Here is a 20,076-nt window from a genome sequence, read left to right as displayed (position 1 = left end):
ACGCGCCTGACCCAGGGGCAATCCGTGATCAATCCGGCCCCGCCCGCCGGATCTTGCGTCAGATCAGGTTGAACGACGCCGCGATGGAGGTGGCCTGCGCGGCATTGGCCGCGCCCAGCTTGTGCCGGGCATTGCGCAGGCGCTGCTTGATCGCGCCCTCGCTGACGCCCAGCCGCCAGGCGATCTCCTTCTGTCGCAGCCCGGCGCGCACGAGGGCGAGGACCTCGATCTCGGCAGGGGTGATGTTGGTTGGCGGGGCGAGCGCATCGTGCCGACGGCGCAGCTCGGCCTCGAGCACGAGGATCTCGTCGTCCGAGAACTCGCGGTCGGGGCGGCAGAGCTGGGCGATGGACCGCTCGGGACGGCCCGCCCGGTCGGCGATGGCGATCGTCAGGCCGAAGCGCAGGCCGTGGCGCCGCGCCTGCTCCAGCACCCCGGACGGATCCTCCAGCTCGATGTCGCTCCAGCGGATCGCGCCGATCTCGGTGTTCGCCCAGCGGTTCGCCGGGTCGACGAACAGCATCCCGGTCCCGGTATAGAGATCGATCCATTCCGCCGGCAGTGTGTTCACGACAGCGACGCAGGCATGGAAGCGCAGCCGAAGGGCGATGTAATAGCCGGACGGCGCGATCCGATCGAAGATCTCCGCGTCGACCGGCGCGGACTCTGACACTTTTGGATACTCCATCGGAATCTGACTAGACTTCCTCTGCAACCTATCGTCCATCGAGCTGCCAGACCAGAATATCGCCACAGAGGACTTCACGAAGCCTTGTCGACCAACGACGACGTCTCCGACCCGCGATCCGAAGCGCTGCTCGGGCCACTTCGCGACCTCGTCCGGATCGCCCCGGCCGGCTTCGCCATCGGGCTGCATGTCCGGTTCGCCTCGGTCAGGTTCATGCTGCAGAGCTATCCCCGCGCCTGGATCGACGAATATTCCGCGCGCGGTTACGGGATCCACGATCCGACCGTCGCCTGGGGCATGGCGAATACCGGACGCATCGCCTGGGCCGACATGGCGGTCACCGGCGACGACGCCGCCCGCGTGATGGACCTCGCGGCCAGGGCGGGGCTGGTCCACGGGCTGACCGTCGCGCATGTCGCCTCCGCGAGCCGCAGCGTCGCCAGCTTCGCCCGGTCCGACCGCCCCTTCACCGGGGACGAGGGCGCCCGGATCGAGGACCTGACCGGCGCCCTGCATGACGCGACGCTCGATCTCGAGCGGCTGCCGGCCGGCTTCAGACCCCGGCTGGTGGCGATGGGGATCTCGGCGACCACCGCCTGACCGCCCGGCCCTAACCGAATCTTCACCGCGCTGCGGCAGGACGAGGACGATGTTCCGACAGTTGCCGGGGTCCGATGTCCGTCCTGTCCTCGCCCGTCCGCACCGACCGCTCCGCCGGTCCCCCCGCTGCGCCGATGACGCAGCGGCGCAAGGCCGCGCTCGTGGTCCAGCTCGCCCTGGCCGAGGGGCAGGCCCTGCCCCTCGCCTCGCTGCCCGAGGAGGTGCAGCTCGACCTCACCCGCGAGATGGGGGACCTGCGGCTCGTCGACCGCGCCACGCTCGAACAGGTGGCGGAGGAGTTCCTTGCCTCTCTCGAGGGGCTGGGCCTCTCCGCGCCCGGCGGGCTCGACAACGTGCTGAAGGCGCTGACCGACCATCTCAGCCCCGCCGCCGCCGCGCGGGTCAGGAACGAGGTCGCCCGCGCGCGCGGCATCGATCCATGGCCGGCCATCCTCGCCCTTCCGGTCGAGGAACTGGTGACGCTGATGAACAGCGAGAGCACCGAGGTCGCGGCGATCGCCCTCTCCAAGCTCGACGTGGCCAAGGCGGCCGACCTCCTGGGACGGCTGCCCGGCCCCGCGGCGCGGCGGATCACCTACGCCGTCTCGCGCACCTCCGCCGTCGGTCCGCACGCGGTGCGCCGGATCGGCGCCGCGCTCTGCGCGCAATATGCCGTCAAACCCGAGAAGGCGTTCTCGGCCACCCCGGTGGAACGCGTCGGCGCGATCCTCAACTCGTCGAAATCCGACACGCGCGAGGCCGTGCTCGCCGCGCTGGAAGAGGACGATCCCGCCTTCGCCGAGGACGTGCGCCGCGCGATCTTCACCTTCAAGGACATTCCCTCGCGCGTCGCCCCGATCGACGTGCCGACGATCCTGCGCGCCATCGACAACGACACGCTCGTCACCGCCCTCGCCGCGGCCCGCGCCGCCGGCGGCCCGGAAGGAGAGGCCGCCGACCATCTGCTGCAGAACATCTCGCAGCGCCTCGCCGACGGCCTGCGCGACGAGATGGAGGGCCGCAAGGACATCAAGCGCAAGGTCGCCGAGGCCGCCTTCTCGGAGGTGGTCGCAGCCATCCGGAAGCGGGCCGAGGCGGGAGAGATCACGCTCGTCGATCCAGCCGAATCGGACGAGGAGGAGTAGCGACCCGCCCCCCGGGCTTCCTTCCCGGCGCGGCGGGCCCTATGTCCGGCCCCGAACCAGGCCCGGGATCCCGAGATGAGCGATATCGCCGACCGGACGGCCAATGCGGCCTTCCTCGCGCTCATCCGCGCGGTCGCCCCCCTGCCCTATCGCCGTCGCATCCCGCTGGTCGGCCGCATCGTCGCGCAGGCCGCCGGGCCGCTCGCCGGGTTCCGGGCCCGGGCCGAGGCGCATCTTGCCGCCGCGATGCCCGGCCTGCCGCCGTCCGAACGCCGCCGCATCGCCGTCGCCTGCCTCGACAATTTCGGCCGCGCCGTGGCCGAGCTCTATTCGGGGCCCGAGTTCCGGGCCCGCGTCGCGGCCTCCGACGCGCTGACCGGGCCGGGGCTGCCGCAGCTTCTCGCCGAGCGGGCGGGTCGGCGCCCGGTCCTGATCGCGGTGGGACATTTCGGCAATTACGACGCGCTGCGCGCGGCGCTGATCGCCCGGGGCGAGACGGTCGGCGCGCTCTACCGGCCGATGGACAACCCGTATTTCGAGGGTCACTACCGCCGCGCGATGGAGGAGATGGCCCGCCCCCTCTTTCCGCGCGACCGCTCCGGCGTGGCGGGCATGGTGCGCCACCTGCGCGGCGGCGGGCTTCTGGCCATCGCGATGGACCAGCATGTCTCGGACGGGGCGGTGCTGTCCTTCTTCGGCCGCCCCGCCCGCACCACGCTCTCGCCCGCCGAACTGGCCGCGCGCTACGGCGCCCGCCTCTACACGGCGCACGCGATCCGGCGCGAAGGCGGGCTCGACTTCGACGTGGTGATCGACCCGCCGGTCCCGGAGGGTCCGGCCGAGGCGATGATGCAGCAGGTGAACGACCGGATCGAGGCCGTCGTGCGCGCGCATCCCGGTCAGTACTTCTGGGTCCACCGCCGGTGGAAGGTGCGCGAGCTCCCCGCCGCCGGGGCGCCGGCCTAGTCCAGCGCCGCCGCCGCGACGATCTCGCCCGGGCCGGGGCGCTGGATCAGGATCGCGACCGGATCGTCCCCTTCGAGGTCGAGGCCGAGATCGAGCGGCGCCGCCCCGTCCCATTCCTCGACCACGTGCCATTCGGTGACGATGTTGCGGTAGGTCACGCTGTGGCCGGCATTCTCGCCGGCGGTGATGTCCACCCGCTCGCTCGGGCGGTAGCGGACCATCTGCACCACATAGGGCCCCGGCGCATGCGCCTCGGCCTTGACCGTCAGCCGGTCGCCCTGCCGGCTCATCTCGATCTCGGCCCCGGCCGGGCGGTCCCCATGGGCATGAATCAGGTCCATCACCTCCATCGGGCGGTTGCCGATCGTGTGGACGCGCCCGTCAACGATGATCTGAGGGGTGTAGACCATCCGCTCGTGGAAGGCGCGGGCGTAGCTCTGCTGGCGGAGCGTGAACAGCGCCTGCCCGAAACTGTCGCGCCAGCCGATGTAATCCCAGTAATCCACGTGCAGGGCGAGCGGCAGCACGTCGTCCCTCTCGGCCAGCTCGGCCAGCAGCGCATCCGCGGGCGGGCATGAGGCGCAGCCCTGCGAGGTGTAGAGTTCGACCACGACCACGTCGTCCTGCGCCGCAAGCGGCCCGGCGAATGCCAGGGCGAGGGCTGCGGCGAAGGCGGGGCGCGGCAGGGCCATGGGAATCTCCGGTCGTTGTCGTCTTGCCCGGCCTGCCTATCGCAGCGCCGCGCGCGGGGCCAATCAAGCAAACGCGACACCCGCGCGACAGACATCCCGGACCCGAAAGGTTGGACAGACGGTCCAAGCGCGACAAATTGGAGACGTATGCCCCGCAGAGGGGCATGGACTTTTCGGTGTACATTTGTATACCGCAAGTCGACGCGGACCTCCGCCCGGGCGGTCCGCCCACCGGTTTCGGTTCGGAGAGGAAACTGCCCATGCCCATCAAGGTCGGCCACGACAGCGCCAAGACGCGCAAGACGCTCAAGGCTGGCGACCAGTCGGTCGCCTATTACTCGATCCCCGCCGCGCAGGAGGCCGGGCTCGGCGACTTCTCCCGCCTGCCCGCCGCGCTGAAGGTGGTGCTCGAGAACATGCTGCGGTTCGAGGACGGCAAGACCGTCACGACCGACGACATCAGGGCCTTTGCCGAATGGGCCGAGAAGGGCGGGAAGAACCCGCGCGAGATCAGCTACCGCCCCGCCCGCGTGCTGATGCAGGACTTCACCGGCGTCCCGGCCGTCGTCGACCTCGCCGCGATGCGCGACGGGATCGTGGCGCTGGGGGGCGATGCGCAGCAGATCAACCCGCTGAACCCCGTCGACCTCGTGATCGACCACTCGGTGATGATCGACGAGTTCGGCAATCCGCGCGCCTTCCAGATGAACGTCGACCGCGAATACGAGCGCAACATCGAGCGCTACCAGTTCCTCAAGTGGGGACAGAAGGCGTTCCGCAACTTCCGCGTCGTGCCGCCCGGCACCGGCATCTGCCACCAGGTGAACCTCGAATACCTCGCCCAGGTGGTGTGGAGCGACGAGGATCAGAACGGCGAGATGGTCGCCTATCCCGACACGCTCGTCGGCACCGACAGCCACACCACGATGGTGAACGGCGCCGCGGTGCTCGGCTGGGGCGTCGGCGGGATCGAGGCCGAGGCCGCGATGCTCGGCCAGCCGATCTCGATGCTCATCCCCGAGGTGATCGGCTTCAAGCTGACCGGCGCGATGACCGAGGGCACGACCGCCACCGACCTCGTCCTCAAGGTCGTGCAGATGCTGCGCGAGAAGGGCGTCGTCGGCAAGTTCGTCGAGTTCTACGGCGACGGTCTCGACAACGTGCCGCTGGCCGACCGCGCCACGATCGGCAACATGGCCCCCGAATACGGCGCCACCTGCGGCTTCTTCCCAATCGACCAGGTCACGCTGCGCTATCTCGAGCAGACCGGCCGCGACAAGGACCGGATCGCCCTGGTCGAGGCCTATGCCAGGGAGAACGGCTTCTGGCGCGACAAGGGCTACGAGCCGGTCTATACCGACACGCTCGAGCTCGACATCGGCACCGTCGTGCCCGCCATCTCCGGCCCGAAGAGGCCGCAGGATCACATCGACCTCGACAAGGCCGGCGCCGCCTTCCACGCCTACGTGAAGAAGCAGCGCGAGGGGAAGAACGTCACCGAGCGCGCGCAGGCCCGGTGGGAGGCCGAGGGCGGCCAGCCCGAGCCGCGGGACATCCCGGGCGACGAGGGCCACCACCAGCGCGGCTACGTCAGGACCGAGGACGGGCACTACCAGCTGCACGACGGCTCGATCGTGATCGCCTCGATCACCTCCTGCACGAACACGTCGAACCCCTACGTGATGATCGGGGCGGGGCTGGTGGCGCGGAAGGCGCGCGAACTCGGCCTGGACCGCAAGCCGTGGGTCAAGACCTCGCTGGCGCCGGGATCCCAGGTCGTGTCGCATTACCTGGAGGCCGCCGGCCTGCAGGACGATCTCGACGCGATCGGCTTCAACCTCGTCGGCTACGGCTGCACGACCTGCATCGGCAATTCCGGCCCGCTGGAGCCCGAGATCAGCAAGTGCATCAACGACAGCGACCTGATCGCGGTCTCGGTCCTGTCGGGCAACCGCAACTTCGAGGGCAGGATCTCGCCCGACGTGCGCGCCAACTACCTCGCCTCGCCGCCGCTCGTCGTGGCCTACGCGCTGGTCGGCGACATGAACGTCGACATCACGACCGAGCCGCTGGGGCAGGACAAGGACGGAAAGGACGTCTACCTCAAGGACATCTGGCCGTCGGCACACGAGATCGCGGAGCTGGTCGAGAAGACCGTGACCCGCGAGGCCTTCCAGGAGAAATACGCCGACGTCTTCAAGGGCGACGAGAAGTGGCGCTCGGTCGAGACGACCGAGAGCGAGACCTACGACTGGCCCGCCTCCTCGACCTACGTCCAGAACCCGCCCTACTTCCAGGGTATGGACAAGAACCCCGGCACGATCGACGACATCGAGGGCGCGCGGGTGCTGGCGATCCTGGGCGACATGGTCACGACCGACCACATCTCCCCCGCCGGCTCGTTCAAGGAGACGACCCCGGCCGGCAAGTATCTCACGGATCGCCAGGTGCAGCCGCGGGAGTTCAACTCCTACGGCTCGCGCCGCGGCAACCACGAGGTAATGATGCGCGGCACCTTCGCCAACATCCGCATCCGCAACGAGATGCTGGACGGGGTCGAGGGCGGCTACACGCTGGGGCCGGACGGGCAGCAGACCTCGATCTACGACGCCGCCATGGCCTACCAGGAGAACGGCACCCCGCTGGTGATCTTCGCCGGCGAGCAGTACGGCGCCGGCTCGTCCCGCGACTGGGCGGCCAAGGGCACCGCGCTGCTCGGCGTCAAGGCGGTCATCGCCGAGAGCTTCGAGCGGATCCACCGCTCGAACCTGGTCGGCATGGGCGTGATCCCCTTCGAGTTCACCGGCGGCGACACCCGCAGGTCGCTCGGCCTGAAGGGTGACGAGACGGTGTCGATCAAGGGCCTCGGCCAGGTGCGCCCGCTGCAGGAGACGACTGCGACGATCACCTACGGCGACGGCTCGACGAAGGACATCACCATCAAATGCCGGATCGATACGGCGATCGAGGTGGAATACATCGAGCATGGCGGCGTGCTGCACTACGTGCTGCGCGACCTCGCCGCGAAACCCCAGATCGCGGCGGAATAGGCGGCGCTCCGTCAGGGAACCTGCCGGAAAGATCGAGGCGCGGGGGAACACTCTCCCGCGCCTCTTGTTGGGACCGGGACGGCCCGTCTCGCCGGGCCGCGCCGATTGCAAGCCGCGCCGATGAGACGCCCCGACAGAAAGGCCCCGCCATGACCCGCACCGCTCTCCTCCTCGCCCTGCTCGGCGGCCTCGCCGCCTGCGACCAGACCGCCATGCAGACGAACACCGCCCCGGATGCCGAGATGGTCGTCGGCGACGGGATCAACCCGGCCTGCGACGACATCGAGGACGAGGCGGGCGCGATCCCCGCCGACTTCGCCGTCCAGGACGGCGAGGCGGACCCGATCTTCTGCGAGGACGAGGACGACGACAACAACGGGCTCGGCTAGGGCCGCGCCCTCCGCTCCGCCCGCGTCACTCGGCGCGGGCGGCCTTGATGGCGGGGATCAGACGGCTCTCCATCGTGGAGGGCAGGACCGGCCCCGCCATCCGCAGAAGCACGGTTCCGTCGCCGTCGACGAGGAACGTCTCCGGCACGCCGTAGACCCCCCATTCCACCGCGACCCGGCCGGATGCGTCGGTCCCCACCGCCGCATAGGGATCGCCCAGCTCGGCGAGGAAATCCTGCGCCGCCTGCGGCTGATCCTTGTAGTTGATGCCGTAGATCGGCACCCCCTCCTCCGCCAGCAGGCTGAGATTGGGATGCTCCACCCGGCAGGGCGCGCACCAGCTGGCCCAGAAGTTCACGAGCTTCAGCTCGCCATCCGCCATCACGGCGGGATCGAAACTGCGCCCCCCCAGCTCCCCCACCGCGACCTGCGGCGCGGGCTGGCCGATCAGCGCGGAGGGCAGCTCGTCCCCGTCGCCGCCCCACATCGCGCCGAGGAACAGCCCGGCCAGCCCGGCGAAGATCACCGGCGGCAGGATCATCAGCGGCCTAACGGCCATCGCGCTCGACCTCGCGAAGCTCGCGCGCGACGCGGGCCGAGCGGGCATAGCTGGCCCAGACGAGGCCGACCAGCAGCACGAGGCTGACCCCGTACGAGGCGAGGACCTCGGCCGCGTAGCGTCCCAGGTCGGGCATCACGCCTCTCCCGCCCGGGCGCGCGCCCGCAGCGCGCGGATGCGCCGCACCCGGATCTCGGTCCGCGTCCGCAGCAGGACGAGCCCGACGAAGAGCAGCACGAATCCCGCCATGCAGACCAGCAGGGGCACCCAGAACACGTCGGCCACGTTCTCCTCGGCGTCGAGCGACAGCGAGGCACCCTGGTGCAGGCCCTGGTTCCAGAACAGCACCGCGTAGCGCGACAGGAAGGCGAAGACCGACCCGACGAGGCACAGGATCGAGGTCAGGTCCGCCGCCCCGTCCGGATCCTCCACCGCCGCCCAGAGCGCGATGTAGCCCAGATAGAACAGGAACAGGATCAGGAACGAGGTCAGCCTCGGGTCCCAGACCCACCACGTGCCCCACATCGGCTGGCCCCAGATCGCCCCGGTCGCCAGCGCGATCACCGTCATCACCGCCCCGACCGGCGCCGCCGCCCGTGCCGCGAGGGCGCTGACATGGTGCCGCCGGATCAGCCAGATCAGCGAGGCGACCAGCATCATCGCCCAGGCGTTGATCGCCATCAGCGCCGAGGGGACGTGCAGGTAGATGATCTTGACGCTGGACTGGAAACCCACCGCGTCGGGCGTCAGGAAATAGCCCCAGCCCAGCCCGACCGCGATCGTCGCCCCGGCCAGGCCCATGACCCAGGGGATCACCGGCGTGACCGTCTGCGTGAACTTCACCGGGTTGGCGTAGGACCAGATCGACATGGGTGCAGCCTTAGCCTCCCGCCCCCCGCGCCTCAATGCCGGGCGGGCGCACTCACCGCAGATTGACCCGCAGCGCGGCGGCGGCGGCGAAGGGCAGCGCGGCGAGGCAGCCGAGCGACAGGCCCGCGACCAGCAACAGCGGCGTGGCGGGGTCCAGCCCCTCGGCGGCGCGGCGCACCCCGTCCGCGCCGAAGATCAGCACCGGCACGTAGAGCGGCAGGACCAGCAGCGACAGCAGCAGACCGCCCCGCCGATTCCCGACCGTCACGGCGGCCCCGAACGTGCCGATCAGCGACAGGGCCGGCGTGCCCGCCAGCAGCGACAGCGTCAGCGGCCCGTAGGCCGGCCCCGGCAGGTCGAGCAGGATGCCCAGCGCCGGCGCGGCCAGCGTCAGCGGCAGGCCCGTCGTGATCCAGTGCGCCAGCGCCTTGGCCAGCGCCGCGGCCTCCAGCGGCAGGGGCGCGGTCGCCAGCAGCGCCAGCGACCCGTCCTCGTGGTCGAGCGCGAAGATCCGGTCGAGCGACAGCAGGGCGGCCAGCAGCGCCGCGACCCACAGGATCCCCGGGGCGATCCGCGCCAGCACCGTCCGTTCGGGCCCGACGCCGAAGGGCACCAGCACCACGACGATCAGGAAGAAGGCGAGCCCCAGCCCGAACCCGCCCCCGGCCCGCATCGCGATGCGCAGGTCGCGCAGGACCAGCGCCCTCACAGGAAGGCCTCGTCGGACCCGCCCCGCGCGCCCGCAAGGGCGCGGAACGGCGCGAGGTCCAGCTCCGGCGCCTCCAGCCCCAGCGCGACATGGGTGGCGACGATCGCCGCCCCGCCCCCGGCGAGATGGGCCCGCAGCCAGTCCGCGAAGCGCGCGACGGAGGCGGCGTCGAGAGAGACGGTCGGCTCGTCCAGCAGCAGCAGCCGCCGCCCCGTCACCGCCAGCCGGGCCAGGCCGAGCCGCCGGGTCTGCCCGGCGGAAAGGGCGCCGCCCGGCCGGCCGCGCAACCGGCCGAGGTCGAAGGCCTCCCACAGGGCGTCCGGAACCGACCCGCCGTAGGTCTCGGCCCAGAAGAACAGGTTCTCCGCCACGGTCAAGGTCGGTTTCACGCCGTCGCGGTGGCCCGCATAGGCGGCCGGGGCGGCCTCGAGCTGACCCTCCATCGGCGGCTGCAGCCCCGCCAGCACACGCAGCAGGCTCGTCTTGCCGATCCCGTTCGGCCCCCGCAGGATCAGCGCGGCCCCGGCCTCCAGCGTCAGGTCCAGCCCCTGCAGCAGCGGCACGCCGCCCCGCTCGATCCCGAGGCGGGCCGCGCGCAGCATCAGACCGGCAGAACCGCCAGGCCGACCCGCCGCCCCTCCGAGAGGAGCACGTTGTAGGTGCGGCACGCGGCGGGAGAGGCCATCGGCTCCACCCCGATTCCCGCCGCCTCGATCACGGCGCGGAAGCCGGCGGGCACATGGGCGACCTCGGCCCCCGTCCCGACGAAGAGCACGTCGATCGCCGCCCCCTCGGCGAAGCCGGTATCCTCCCAGCCCCCCCAGCCCGAGACCCCGTCCGGCAGGACCAGCACCGCGCCGTCGATCCGCTCGCCGCCGATGCGGAAGAAGCCAGGCCCGTAGCCGTCGACCGGCAGGGCATCGGTGTAGACGATCTCGTTCAGGCGCATCGTCTCTCCCCTTATCTTGCTTCAAATACTCCGGCGACCGGCCCGCCGGGGGGCGGCCGTCCGGGCAGGAGATCAGGCGTCGATATCCGCGTACTTGCCCTTCACCTTGCTGCCGGCCTCCTTCGACCAGTCGCGCTTCACGCCCAGCATGAGGACGATGTTCTTGGCGACGTAGATCGAGGAATAGGTGCCGATCACGATGCCGAAGGTGATCGCGAAGACGAAGCCCCGGATCACGTCGCCGCCGAGGACCAGCAGCGCGATCAGCGCGATCAGCGTCGTGCCGGAGGTCATGACGGTGCGGCTCAGCGTCTCGTTGGCGCTGAGGTTCAGCACGTCGATCAATGGCATCGTCTTGAACTTGCGCAGGTTCTCGCGCGCGCGGTCGAAGACGACGACGGTGTCGTTGATCGAGTAGCCGACGATGGTCAGCAGGGCCGCGATGATCGCGAGGTCGAAGCGGATCTGCAGCAATGAGAAGACCCCGATCGTGATCACCACGTCATGCAGCAGCGCCGCCAGCGCGCCCATGGCGAACTGCCACTCGAATCGCAGCCAGATGTAGAAGCAGATCGCCGCCAGCGCCCCGCCCACGGCGAGGACGGCGGTGAGGACGAGCTCGCCCGACACCTTGGGCCCGACGCTCTCGACGCTGGTGAAGGTGATCTCGGGATCGACCGCCTGCAGCGCCGCCTGGACCCGCGAGATGGTGGACTGGGTGATCGCCTCCTGCCCCTCCTGCGTCTGGATCCGCACGCTGGCGACGTGCTGGTCGGCGTCGAAGGACGGATCGAAGACCTGCGTCACCGCCACGTCCCCCAGCTCCAGCGGGGTCAGCGCGGCCCGGTACTCGCCCACGTCGACGGCCGTCGGGCTGTCGGTGCGGATCGTCGTGCCGCCGGTGAAGTCGATGCCGTAGTTCAGCCCCATCGCGAAGAACACGATCACCGAGGCGATCATCGCGACGACCGACGCGCCGAAGGTGATCCGCGCCGCGCGGAAGAAGTTGATGTTTGTCTGGTCGGGAACGAGCCTCAGTCGCATCTCATCACACCTCGATGGTCCGGGGACGGCGCCGGTTGTACCAGATCACGATCATCAGGCGCGTGACGAAGATCGCGGTGAAGACGGAGGTGAGGATCCCGAGCCCCAGCGTGATGGCGAAGCCGCGGACCGGCCCCGCGCCGAGGGCGAACAGGATCACCGCCGTCATGAAGGTGGTGAAGTTCGAATCGACGATCGCCGACAGCGCCTTCTCGTAGCCCAGTTCGATCGCGCGGGCCGGGCCGCGCGCCGTCTTCAGCTCCTCGCGGATGCGCTCGAAGACGAGGACGTTGGCATCGACCGCCATGCCCATGGTCAGCACGATCCCCGCGATGCCCGGCAGGGTCAGCGTGCCGCCGATGACGCTGAGCACCGCGATCAGCAGCGCCACGTTGATCAGCAGCGCGATCGAGCCGAAGACGCCGAACAGCCCGTAGGTCGCCACCATGAAGAAGATCACGGCCACGAGGCCGACGATCCCCGCGACGCTGCCCGCATCGATGCTGTCCTGGCCGAGCTCCGGCCCGATCGTCCGTTCCTCGAGGAAGGTCAGCTCCGCCGGCAGGGCGCCGGCGCGCAGCAGGACGGCGAGGTTGGTCGATTCCTCGACCGTGAACTGCCCGGTGATGATGCCCGACCCGCCCGGGATGTGGGACTGGATCACGGGGGCCGAGATCACCTCGTTGTCGAGGACGATGGCGAAGGGCTCGCCGATGTTCTGCGCCGTGTAATCGCCGAAGGCGCGCGCGCCGGTCGGGTCGAAGCGGAAGGACACGGCCGGGTTGCTGTTCTGGTCGAAGGAGGGCTGCGCATCCGTCAGCTCGTCCCCGGTCACGACCGGCGCCCGCTCCAGCACGTAATAGAGGCCCGTCCCCCCCACGTCGGGCACCAGCATGTTTCCGATGCCGGGATCGGCCTCGGGGTCCTGCGTGGTGCGGATGACGGGATTGAAGGTCAGCTGCGCGGTGGTGCCGATGATGTCCTTCACCTCCTGCGCCGAGCCGACGCCCGGCACCTGCACGAGGATCCGGTCCTCGCCCTGGCGGGCGATGGTCGGCTCCCGCGTGCCGACCTCGTCGATCCGGCGGCGCACGATCTCCAGCGCCTGCTGGACGGTGCGGTTGTCGGTGGCGGCGCGCTCTGCCTCCGAGAGCTGCACGCTCACCACGCCGCCGGACACCGAGACCACGAGGTCCGAGGCCCCCGCCGCCGACAGCGACGAGACCGGCCGGGCGAGGCCGCGCACGATCTCGGCCGCGCGCTGGGCCTGCTCGGCGTTCGAGACCTGCACCCGCAGCACGTCCGCCGGGCCGTCCTCGACCCGGGTGACGAAGCCCAGCGTATCCCGCTCCGCCGCCAGCGCGTCGCGCACGTCCGGCCAGAGCGCGTCCATCCGGCTGGCGTAGACGTCCTCGACCTGCACCTCGGCGACGAGATGCGCCCCGCCCCGCAGGTCGAGTCCGAGATTGACGAGGTCGTTCGGCAGCCAGTCCGGCCAGCCGGCATCCGCCTCGCCCGCCGCGGCGGCGTCGTTGTGCCGCTCCACCCGGTCGTAGAAGGCGTTGGGCAGGGCGAAGACGATCCCCGCCAGGCAGACGAGGACGATCAGGATCCGGCGCCAGAGCGGGATGTGCAGCATGGGATCAGGACGCCTTCGCCGGCTCGGTCTTGGTCATGACGGTCGCGATGGTCGACCGCACGACGCGCACGTTGGTGCCGGGCGCGATCTCGATCTCGATCTCGTTGTCGTCCTTGACCTTGGTCACCTTGCCGAGGATGCCGCCCTGGGTGACGACCTGGTCGCCCCGCCGCAGCGCCGCGACCATCGCCTGGTGCTGCTTCAGCTTCTTCTGCTGGGGACGGATCAGCAGGAAATACATGATCGCGAAGATCAGGATCAGCGGGATGAGGGATTCGAAACCTTGCATGTCGGTCCTTGTCGTACGGGCCGGGCTGTCCGGCCGTGTCGTCTGGCGCGCCGCCGGCCGCCGCGGGCCGGCCGGGGCCCCTGCCCCGAAGTCGCGGCACCCTAGGCACCGGGCCCGGTGGTGACAACCGCGGGCGGCGCGCCGCGGGATCGGGCGGCATATAAGGGCCCCGGCCCGGCGGGGCCAGAGGGGGCGGCGCCCCGCCCCCGCGACGCTGGGTCGCGCGGCCCCCGAACCCGCCCTTGCCATGTCCTGCCCCGGCCGATCCCTGCCCCGACCGCCGCTCGGGTGGCCCGGGTTCCCCTCGCCCCGGTTCCGGTGCATATCGCGCCGCGGGGGCCCGGCCGCCCGGCCGTCGCCCCGACCCTCCGGCCACCGATGGGAGAGAGCCCATGCACGACATCAAGGACATCCGCGAAGCCCCCGACGCCTTCGACCGCGCCCTCTCCGCGCGCGGCCTGGCGCCGATGTCGTCCTCCCTCCTCGCGCTCGATGCCGAGCGGCGCGCGCTGATCCACGAGGCCGAGACGCTGCAGGCCGAGCAGAACCGCGCCGCGAAGGAGATCGGCCGGGCCAAGGCCAGCGGCGACGAGGCCGAGTTCGAGCGGCTGCGCGCCGAGGTGTCGCAGAAGAAGGCCGAGGGCCAGCGCCTGACCGAGGCGGCGAAGGCCAGGGACGAGGACCTGCGGGACGCGCTGCTCGGCCTGCCGAACCTGCCGATGGACGACGTGCCCGAGGGCGCGGACGAGGCGGACAATGTCGAGCAGGCCCGCTGGGGGGCGCCGCGCAACTTCTCCTTCGCGCCGCGCGAGCATTACCAGATCCCGGCGGTGAAGGACGGTCTCGACTTCGAGGCCGCCGCCCGCCTGTCGGGATCGCGATTCGTCGTGCTGCGGGGCGCCGCCGCGCGGCTGCACCGCGCCCTCGGCCAGTTCATGATCGACCATCATGTCGAGACGAACGGCCTAAGTGAGACTTGGACGCCGATACTCGTCAGAGACGAAATGATGGTTGGAACAGGGCAACTCCCCAAGTTCGCCGACGACTCATTTTTCGGCGCATCCATGACCGGTCGTGGAAAAATCGCCCGTAGCGTACTCGAAAATTATGTAACTTTTGAGGACGTCAGGTCTGTGAAGGACGTTGCAAGTTTCGCCGCGACTGTTGAGAAGGCATTCTCTGCAGCGCCGACGCATGAGGAATTCTGGCTGATCCCGACGGCCGAGGTCACGCTCACCAACATGGTCCACGGCCAGACGGTCGAGGCCGCCGCCCTGCCGATGCGCATGGTCGCGCTCACCCAGTGCTTCCGGTCCGAGGCCGGCAGCGCGGGCCGCGATACCGCCGGGATGCTGCGGCAGCACCAGTTCGAGAAATGCGAGATGGTGACGATCTGCACGCCCGAGACCTCGGAGGCCGAGCATCTTCGCATGACCGAGGCGGCGGAGAGCGTGTTGCAGGCGCTGAACCTGCCCTACCGCCGGATGCTGCTCTGCGCCGGCGACATGGGGGCCGGGGCGCGCCGGACCTACGATCTGGAGGTCTGGCTGCCGGGCCAGGACACCTACCGCGAGATCAGCTCGATCTCGACCTGCGGCGCCTTCCAGGCCCGGCGGATGAATGCCCGCTACCGCCCCGAGGGCGGCGGGCGGCCGGATTTCGTCCACACGCTGAACGGCTCCGGCCTCGCCGTCGGGCGCACGCTGATCGCGGTCCTCGAGAACGGGCAGGAGGAGGACGGCTCCGTCACCCTGCCCGAGGTGCTGGCCCCCTATCTGCGCGGCCGGACCCGCATCCTCGCCGACGGGACCTTCGCCTGACCGGCCGGGCCCGGGCGCCCCGGGGCGCGGCGGGCCCGCCACCTCCGTCGGAAGGCGGTGGGCCGGCGCGGCCAGGGCCCCGCCGCCGGAACACCGGCCCGGCCCCGGGCGCCGCCCCTTTCCTGACGACCCCGCCCGGACCCGCGTACCGCCCGACCCGATCCGGACGAGGGCGCGCGCATGACCGGGCGGCGCCGTCCTTCGTCGCCCGAACCCGGGGTCGCGCGCCCGGCGAGGTACGGCGATCCCGCCCCTGCGGGCGGCGCCGTCCTTCGCCGCCCGGCCAACTCGGTCGGGGGCGCCCGGCCATGTACGACCTGTCCTCCGGGCGGGCCCCGGCATCCTCCGCCCCCGGTCGGCAGGGCTCCGGTGCCGTCCCGCTCGCGGTGCCGGATGCGCGGGCATCGGGGCACGGGCCGGCTGCGGCCCCGCCGCTTCGGGAACCGCCCAGCGGGTGCCGGCGTCATGCCCCCATGATCCGCGCCGTGCTCACCCTTCTCGCCGCGCTCGGCTTCGCCGCCGCGCCGTTCTTCTGGTCCTTCGACGGGTTCGAGACCAACCAGCTGCCCATCCCGCAGACCGATCCGCCCGCGCAGCCCGCCGGCTGGGCCTTCTCGATCTGGGGTCCGATCTACGCCTGGCTCGTGGTCTCGGCGCTCTGGGGTCTCTGGGCACACCGGCAGGACGCGTGGTGGGACGCGGTGCGCGCCCCGCTGATCGCCTCTCTCGCCATCGGGGTGCCGTGGCTCTGGATCGCGACGCAGAGCGCGGTCTGGGCCACCCTCGCCATCGTGGCGATGGCCGGCTTCGCCATCGCGGCGCTGCTGCGCGCCCCGCGCGACGACCGGTCCCGCTGGACGCTGCGGGCGCCGGTGGCGCTCTATGCCGGGTGGCTGACGGCGGCGAGCTGGGTCTCGATCGCCGCGACCCTCGCCGGCTACGGGATCGGGCCGGACTCCTATGGCTGGGCCTTCGTCGCCATCGCCGCCGCGGCGCTGATCGCCTGGGCGGTCCAGTCCCGGACGCCCGAATGGACCTACGGCCTCGCCGTCGGCTGGGCCCTGCTCGGCATCGCCGTCAAGAACGGCCCCGCCTTGCCCCTCGTCACCGCCGCCGCCCTCGCCGCGCTCCTCCTCATCGCGCTGCGCGCCGCGCAGAGCGCGAGGCGCGCCGCCTGAGCAGGCTCCCCCCTCCCGCCCGGACTGCTTTCGTGGGCACCCGCGGTCGGGAAGACGCTCCGCTCGGCGTGCCGGAGCGCCCCCTTACCCGCCGCCGGGCCCGGGCGTGACGTCGTCCACCGGCGCCAGCGCCGCGGCCTCGGGGACCATGACGTCGTCGTCCACCCCGACCAGGCCCCAGCGCTGCAGCATCCGCTGCTGAAGGCGCTTCGCCCGGCCGTTGTAGTACGAGGCGCCCTCCGGCAGGTCGTCCTGCGAATCGGCCACCTCTTCCCGCCGTTCCGCGTTGGCGCAGAGGATCGCGAAGGCGAGGCGATCGCCCTCCAGCGTCTCGATGTAGCCGGCGAGGGCCGAGACGAAGTTCAGCGTGCCCGTCTTGGCGGCCACCTCTCCGCGCGGGAAGGTCAGCGGCGCCCCCGCCCCGTCGGTCAGCGGGATCGGCTTGAGCAGCGGCAGCAGCGAGCCCTCCGCCTCCACCGCGACCAGCATCCCGGCCATCTCGGCGGCGCTGATTGCCGTCGCGTCGCTCAGCCCCGAATGGTCGGCGAAGACCGGGCCGGCCCCGAACCTCTCCGCGAACCAGGCCGTCATCCGCGCCGCGCTCTCGGCATGGCTCTCCAGCGGGCCCTCGGTCGCGGCCGCGCTCATTCCCAAGACCTCTGCCGTGAGGTTGGTCGAGTAGTAGAGCATGTCGCGCGCGATCTCGGTCAGGGGGGCGCTCTCGCGCGCGGCGAGCTCGACCGTCCCGGCGGGCAGCGCGGCGATCTCCTCGGCCGCCGGCAGGGTGAGGCCGCGCGCGGCGGCGAAGGTGCGCATCACGTCCCCGGCATAGAGCGCGGGGTGCCGCACGGGCAGCCAGCGCGAGCCGGCCTCGCCCAGCCGCGCCTTCGCCACCGTCCAGCGGTCGGACGTGGCGTCCCCCTCGTAGGTGTAGACCGGCATCGAGCGGTCGACGACGCGCATCCGCGCCATCGTGACCTCGGGTTGGTACAGGTCGGACCGGGCATCCATCGCCAGCGTGTAGTCGGCGCCGGCCCGCTGCCAGGTGAAGTTCACGCGGTTGAAATTGAGGTTCAGCCCCGACACGGCCGGATTGTAGCCCAGGTGATCGAGCTGGCCCGGCTCGATCTCCTCCAGATAGGGAAGCGCCCCGCCCCAGACGAGGAAGCGTCCGCTCACCGCGGCGAGCCCCGCATCCGACAGGGCGGCGGCAAGCTCGGCCAGGGCGTTGGTGTCCAGCACGGGATCGCCCCCGCCGGCCAGGATCAGGTCGCCGTCCAGCGTGCCGTCCACGACCGGCGCCGTCCCCAGCACCCGCGTCGTCCAGCGATGATCCGGACCCAGCCGGTCCAGCGCATAGAGGGTCGTCACCGATTTCAGCGTGCTCGCCGGGGGCAGCCGCGTGTCCGCCGCGCCGGACTCCAGAAGCACGCCGCTCGCCGGGTCGGCGAGGGCGAAGCCGACGGTGCCGCCCAGACCCGCCTCGGCGATCAGGTCCTCCATCGTCGGGCGCGCCTCGGGCGACAGGGTCGGCAGGACGGGCGGCGCACCGGCCGAGGGCCGTGCGAGGGGGCGGATCGCCCGCTCCGGCGGGGCGGCGAGGGCGAGCGTGCCGGCCGAGGACAGGGCGGCGGCGAGGAACTGGCGGCGAGTCGGAGCTTTCATGCGGCGGACCCTACTGTCCCGGGGCGCCGAACCGAAGGGCCGGGGCATCACGACGGCGTCGGCCCGCCGTCCCTCGGGGCCGCCGCCGGATGCGCCGGTCGACCGGGGCGGGTGACAAAACCGTTTCCCGCGTCCGCAGCGCGCCCCCTAGCGGGAGCGCCGGTCCGTCCGCGGCGTAACGCCCCGATCGGCGGGGGCGCGCCGCGACCGGGCTAGGCGCTGGCGACCGGCGCCGCGGTCCCGGCCGCTTCACTCGGCCGGCGCCCGGCGCGGGGCGCCCGGCCGGACAGCCCGCCTGGCGCCCCGCCCCAGCCGCCCCCGGCCCGGATCGCGGTCGAGGAGGCGCCGCTCATCGGCAGGTTGACGAAGCACCAGGCCGGCGGCCCCTCCATCGGCAGGCGGCGGGCCGCCCGGCCCGGCAGCCGCGCGGTGCGGTAGGTCCGCGCCGCCGGCGAGAGCAGCGCCCGCGCCCGCATCCCCGGCCGGGCGAGCACCCCGACCGGCACCGTGTCGAAGATCGCCCGCCAATCGTCCCACAGGTGGATCTGCGAGAGGTTGTCCGCCCCCATCAGCCAGACGAAGCGGCATCCCGGCCGCGCCCGGGCCAGCGCGCGGATCGTGTCCGCAGTGTAGCGCGTGCCGAGCCCGGCCTCGAGCCCCGTCACCGTCACTCGCGGGTCCAGGGGCAGCGCCCGCGCCGCGGCGATCCGGCGCGCCATGGGCGCGGGCCCGCGCGCCTTCAGCGGGTTGCCGGGCGACACCAGCCACCAGACATCCGTCAGGCCGAACCGCGTCAGCGCTGCCTCGGTGATCGCGACATGCCCGGCATGGGGCGGATCGAAGCTGCCGCCCAGCAGGCCGATCCGCCGTCCCCGCCCGGCGGGCGGGACGACGAGGTCGCCCGGCGCGCTCACGCCCCGTAGCGCATGAAGGCGAAGGCCCGCCCGTCCGGCTCCCAGCAGGGGACGTTGATCGTGCCCTGCCCGCCATGCAGCTCGACCACCGTCTCGCCCGCGCCGCCCGATTGCGGCATCAGCCGCAGCGCCACGTCGAGCCCGCCGGGATGGCCCTCGGTGCCGGCCGGATAGGCGAGCCAGAGGACATGCATCCCGTCCGGGGAGGGATGGGGGAACCAGTCCACCTCCGGCCCCTCGGTCATCCGCTCGAGCTCGGTCCCGTCCGGCCGGACGCGCCAGAGATCGACCTGCCCGTCCCGTTCGCCGTTGAACCAGATCCACGCGCCGTCCGGCGTGTAGTCGGGGCCGTCGCAATGATCGAAGCCGGGGGTGAGGCAGCGTTCGTCCGACCCGTCCGCCGCGCAGGTATGGATCAGGACCGTCCGCCCCTCGCGCGCGGCGGCATAGGCGTGGCGGGCCCCGTCGGGCGACCAGGCATGCCACCAGGACGGCGTGCGGCTGGTGACCCGCGTGAGGTCCCCGCCGCCCACCGGCATGGTCCAGATGCAGGACCCCCGCCCCCCGGAATGGTCCGACAGGGCGATGGTGCGCCCGTCCGGCGAGAAGCCGTGATCGTTGTTCAGCCGTGTGGCGGCGCCGGTATCCACCGGCTGCAGCTCGGGGGCGTCCAGCGGCACGCGGTAGAGCCGCCCGCCGCCGTTGACGAGCAGCCAGCCGTCCGGGTGCCAGTTCGGCGCCTCGATATGCTCCCCGGTACTGAGGACCACCTCGGTCTCGCCGGTGGGGACGTGGTGGATGCACAGCTCGGACGTCATGGGGGGCCTCCTCGGGATCGCGCGCAACCTCCGCCGAAGCGGGGAGGCGATGCAAGCCGATCCTGCCCCCCGTCCAGCCCCCGGCCCTCGCC

21 protein-coding genes are annotated in these 20,076 nt (G+C 71.7%); 7 read left to right on the top strand and 14 right to left on the bottom strand.

Annotation, left to right across the window (positions count from 1 at the left end; all coding sequences use genetic code 11):
• Positions 1-58: 58 nt before the first annotated feature.
• The gene (locus BUE30_RS10890; RefSeq protein WP_244526336.1) at positions 59-673 is read right to left on the bottom strand and encodes a helix-turn-helix transcriptional regulator; all 615 of its coding nucleotides are present in this window, start codon (positions 671-673) and stop codon (positions 59-61) included.
• Positions 674-772: 99 nt separating this feature from the next.
• On the opposite strand from BUE30_RS10890, the gene BUE30_RS10885 reads away from it, so the two are divergent.
• From BUE30_RS10885 to BUE30_RS10875, 3 genes are all read left to right on the top strand, one after another.
• Positions 773-1,288: an autoinducer binding domain-containing protein gene (locus BUE30_RS10885; protein WP_073329963.1), complete on the top strand. Its 516-nt coding sequence runs from the start codon at positions 773-775 to the stop codon at positions 1,286-1,288.
• 74 nt (positions 1,289-1,362) lie between these two features.
• Positions 1,363-2,433, top strand: coding sequence for a FliG C-terminal domain-containing protein (locus tag BUE30_RS10880; protein WP_073329960.1), 1,071 nt, complete (start codon positions 1,363-1,365; stop codon positions 2,431-2,433).
• A 75-nt stretch (positions 2,434-2,508) separates the two neighbouring features.
• The gene (locus BUE30_RS10875) at positions 2,509-3,399 is read left to right on the top strand and encodes a lysophospholipid acyltransferase family protein (protein ID WP_073329957.1); all 891 of its coding nucleotides are present in this window, start codon (positions 2,509-2,511) and stop codon (positions 3,397-3,399) included.
• Here the strand turns inward: BUE30_RS10875 and BUE30_RS10870 are convergent.
• Positions 3,396-4,091, bottom strand: coding sequence for a DUF1223 domain-containing protein (locus BUE30_RS10870; protein WP_073329955.1), 696 nt, complete (start codon positions 4,089-4,091; stop codon positions 3,396-3,398). The two genes, BUE30_RS10875 and BUE30_RS10870, sit on opposite strands and share 4 nt — an antisense overlap.
• Before the next feature lie 260 nt (positions 4,092-4,351).
• Between BUE30_RS10870 and acnA the strand changes: the two genes are divergently transcribed.
• Together acnA and BUE30_RS10860 are read left to right on the top strand one after the other, a co-directional pair.
• Positions 4,352-7,141, top strand: a complete 2,790-nt coding sequence (gene acnA / locus BUE30_RS10865; RefSeq protein ID WP_073329952.1) for an aconitate hydratase AcnA — start codon at positions 4,352-4,354, stop codon at positions 7,139-7,141.
• Positions 7,142-7,290: 149 nt separating this feature from the next.
• Positions 7,291-7,530, top strand: a complete 240-nt coding sequence (locus BUE30_RS10860) for a hypothetical protein (RefSeq protein WP_073329950.1) — start codon at positions 7,291-7,293, stop codon at positions 7,528-7,530.
• A 25-nt stretch (positions 7,531-7,555) separates the two neighbouring features.
• Here the strand turns inward: BUE30_RS10860 and BUE30_RS10855 are convergent, their stop codons facing one another.
• From BUE30_RS10855 to yajC, 9 genes are all read right to left on the bottom strand, one after another.
• Complete coding sequence (locus BUE30_RS10855) at positions 7,556-8,089, bottom strand: DsbE family thiol:disulfide interchange protein (protein WP_073329947.1); 534 nt, start codon at positions 8,087-8,089, stop codon at positions 7,556-7,558.
• Complete coding sequence (gene ccmD / locus BUE30_RS10850; RefSeq protein ID WP_425303924.1) at positions 8,079-8,225, bottom strand: heme exporter protein CcmD; 147 nt, start codon at positions 8,223-8,225, stop codon at positions 8,079-8,081. Before ccmD ends, BUE30_RS10855 begins: the two co-directional genes overlap by 11 nt.
• Positions 8,225-8,959: a heme ABC transporter permease CcmC gene (gene ccmC, locus BUE30_RS10845; RefSeq protein WP_073329943.1), complete on the bottom strand. Its 735-nt coding sequence runs from the start codon at positions 8,957-8,959 to the stop codon at positions 8,225-8,227. Before ccmC ends, ccmD begins: the two co-directional genes overlap by 1 nt.
• A 52-nt stretch (positions 8,960-9,011) precedes the next feature.
• Entirely contained in the window at positions 9,012-9,668 is a 657-nt protein-coding gene (ccmB, locus tag BUE30_RS10840) for a heme exporter protein CcmB (RefSeq protein WP_073329940.1), read from the bottom strand.
• On the bottom strand, positions 9,665-10,270 hold the full coding sequence (ccmA, locus tag BUE30_RS10835; protein WP_073329938.1) for a heme ABC exporter ATP-binding protein CcmA: 606 nt from the start codon (positions 10,268-10,270) through the stop codon (positions 9,665-9,667). Before ccmA ends, ccmB begins: the two co-directional genes overlap by 4 nt.
• A complete protein-coding gene (locus BUE30_RS10830; protein ID WP_073329934.1) occupies positions 10,270-10,617 on the bottom strand; it encodes an Mth938-like domain-containing protein in 348 nt (115 codons plus the stop codon). The genes ccmA and BUE30_RS10830 overlap by 1 nt, the downstream gene beginning before the upstream one ends.
• Before the next feature lie 72 nt (positions 10,618-10,689).
• Complete coding sequence (gene secF / locus BUE30_RS10825) at positions 10,690-11,661, bottom strand: protein translocase subunit SecF (protein ID WP_073329931.1); 972 nt, start codon at positions 11,659-11,661, stop codon at positions 10,690-10,692.
• 4 nt (positions 11,662-11,665) lie between these two features.
• On the bottom strand, positions 11,666-13,300 hold the full coding sequence (gene secD, locus BUE30_RS10820) for a protein translocase subunit SecD (RefSeq protein ID WP_073329929.1): 1,635 nt from the start codon (positions 13,298-13,300) through the stop codon (positions 11,666-11,668).
• A gap of 4 nt (positions 13,301-13,304) precedes the next feature.
• The gene (yajC, locus tag BUE30_RS10815) at positions 13,305-13,589 is read right to left on the bottom strand and encodes a preprotein translocase subunit YajC (protein ID WP_073329926.1); all 285 of its coding nucleotides are present in this window, start codon (positions 13,587-13,589) and stop codon (positions 13,305-13,307) included.
• Between the two features lie 392 nt (positions 13,590-13,981).
• Between yajC and serS the strand changes: the two genes are divergently transcribed.
• The gene (gene serS, locus BUE30_RS18025; RefSeq protein WP_073329924.1) at positions 13,982-15,409 is read left to right on the top strand and encodes a serine--tRNA ligase; all 1,428 of its coding nucleotides are present in this window, start codon (positions 13,982-13,984) and stop codon (positions 15,407-15,409) included.
• A 473-nt stretch (positions 15,410-15,882) separates the two neighbouring features.
• On the top strand, positions 15,883-16,587 hold the full coding sequence (locus BUE30_RS10805) for a hypothetical protein (protein WP_073329921.1): 705 nt from the start codon (positions 15,883-15,885) through the stop codon (positions 16,585-16,587).
• 84 nt (positions 16,588-16,671) lie between these two features.
• Here the strand turns inward: BUE30_RS10805 and dacB are convergent, their stop codons facing one another.
• The 3 genes from dacB to BUE30_RS10790 all read right to left on the bottom strand — a co-directional run bounded on the left by dacB (position 16,672) and on the right by BUE30_RS10790 (position 19,984).
• Positions 16,672-18,252: a D-alanyl-D-alanine carboxypeptidase/D-alanyl-D-alanine endopeptidase gene (gene dacB / locus BUE30_RS10800; protein ID WP_073329918.1), complete on the bottom strand. Its 1,581-nt coding sequence runs from the start codon at positions 18,250-18,252 to the stop codon at positions 16,672-16,674.
• A gap of 212 nt (positions 18,253-18,464) precedes the next feature.
• A complete protein-coding gene (locus BUE30_RS10795) occupies positions 18,465-19,166 on the bottom strand; it encodes a nicotinate-nucleotide adenylyltransferase (RefSeq protein ID WP_083601333.1) in 702 nt (233 codons plus the stop codon).
• On the bottom strand, positions 19,163-19,984 hold the full coding sequence (locus BUE30_RS10790; RefSeq protein ID WP_073329916.1) for a TolB family protein: 822 nt from the start codon (positions 19,982-19,984) through the stop codon (positions 19,163-19,165). The genes BUE30_RS10795 and BUE30_RS10790 overlap by 4 nt, the downstream gene beginning before the upstream one ends.
• Between the last annotated feature and the right edge of the window lie 92 nt (positions 19,985-20,076).

The sequence above is a fragment of the Wenxinia saemankumensis genome (genome assembly GCF_900141735.1).
Taxonomy (GTDB): Bacteria; Pseudomonadota; Alphaproteobacteria; order Rhodobacterales; family Rhodobacteraceae; genus Wenxinia; species Wenxinia saemankumensis.
The sequence above is the reverse complement of the archived record's forward strand: the minus strand, read 5'-3'. Positions and strand labels throughout refer to the sequence as shown.

Bases quoted from the DNA above. Each gene is read 5' to 3' on its own strand.
- secD (WP_073329929.1), bottom strand. From the start codon at position 13,300: ATGCTGCACATCCCGCTCTGGCGCCGGATCCTGATCGTCCTCGTCTGC.
- secF (WP_073329931.1), bottom strand. From the start codon at position 11,661: ATGCGACTGAGGCTCGTTCCCGACCAGACAAACATCAACTTCTTCCGC.
- BUE30_RS10855 (WP_073329947.1), bottom strand. From the start codon at position 8,089: ATGGCCGTTAGGCCGCTGATGATCCTGCCGCCGGTGATCTTCGCCGGG.
- serS (WP_073329924.1), top strand. From the start codon at position 13,982: ATGCACGACATCAAGGACATCCGCGAAGCCCCCGACGCCTTCGACCGC.
- dacB (WP_073329918.1), bottom strand. From the start codon at position 18,252: ATGAAAGCTCCGACTCGCCGCCAGTTCCTCGCCGCCGCCCTGTCCTCG.
- BUE30_RS10790 (WP_073329916.1), bottom strand. From the start codon at position 19,984: ATGACGTCCGAGCTGTGCATCCACCACGTCCCCACCGGCGAGACCGAG.
- ccmD (WP_425303924.1), bottom strand. From the start codon at position 8,225: ATGCCCGACCTGGGACGCTACGCGGCCGAGGTCCTCGCCTCGTACGGG.
- BUE30_RS10830 (WP_073329934.1), bottom strand. From the start codon at position 10,617: ATGCGCCTGAACGAGATCGTCTACACCGATGCCCTGCCGGTCGACGGC.
- ccmC (WP_073329943.1), bottom strand. From the start codon at position 8,959: ATGTCGATCTGGTCCTACGCCAACCCGGTGAAGTTCACGCAGACGGTC.
- BUE30_RS10870 (WP_073329955.1), bottom strand. From the start codon at position 4,091: ATGGCCCTGCCGCGCCCCGCCTTCGCCGCAGCCCTCGCCCTGGCATTC.
- BUE30_RS10875 (WP_073329957.1), top strand. From the start codon at position 2,509: ATGAGCGATATCGCCGACCGGACGGCCAATGCGGCCTTCCTCGCGCTC.
- acnA (WP_073329952.1), top strand. From the start codon at position 4,352: ATGCCCATCAAGGTCGGCCACGACAGCGCCAAGACGCGCAAGACGCTC.
- BUE30_RS10880 (WP_073329960.1), top strand. From the start codon at position 1,363: ATGTCCGTCCTGTCCTCGCCCGTCCGCACCGACCGCTCCGCCGGTCCC.
- BUE30_RS10805 (WP_073329921.1), top strand. From the start codon at position 15,883: ATGATCCGCGCCGTGCTCACCCTTCTCGCCGCGCTCGGCTTCGCCGCC.
- BUE30_RS10860 (WP_073329950.1), top strand. From the start codon at position 7,291: ATGACCCGCACCGCTCTCCTCCTCGCCCTGCTCGGCGGCCTCGCCGCC.
- yajC (WP_073329926.1), bottom strand. From the start codon at position 13,589: ATGCAAGGTTTCGAATCCCTCATCCCGCTGATCCTGATCTTCGCGATC.
- ccmA (WP_073329938.1), bottom strand. From the start codon at position 10,270: ATGCTGCGCGCGGCCCGCCTCGGGATCGAGCGGGGCGGCGTGCCGCTG.